Raw genomic sequence first — 242 nt, 5'->3', positions numbered from 1 at the left:
CTTGTAAAATATATTCGTAAGCGAGACGTAAATTCCCATTCCCGTCATTGGCATAGACTAACCTTTGATTCGCTGAGCTAGCTCTCTTTCCATTTTTTTCCAGAAATCCAAGGATTGAGAAATTAGCGACTTCTGAAATTTTTAATTCATCTGCTATCTTTTGAAGTGCAGTGGTTTTATTGATTGCTGCAGCATTTGGCGTAGATGAATTGTAATCATGCACAAAAGTATCTGTATAATAC

General features: G+C 36.0%; 1 protein-coding gene. It reads right to left on the bottom strand.

Annotation, left to right across the window (positions count from 1 at the left end; genetic code table 11):
* On the bottom strand, positions 1-242 hold a 242-nt coding region (locus SCA31_RS25190; RefSeq protein ID WP_410699667.1), incomplete at both ends, for a hypothetical protein.

This window comes from Chryseobacterium sp. SIMBA_028, from assembly GCF_046535285.1.
In the GTDB taxonomy this organism is placed as follows: Bacteria; Bacteroidota; Bacteroidia; order Flavobacteriales; family Weeksellaceae; genus Chryseobacterium.
The sequence above is the reverse complement of the archived record's forward strand: the minus strand, read 5'-3'. Positions and strand labels throughout refer to the sequence as shown.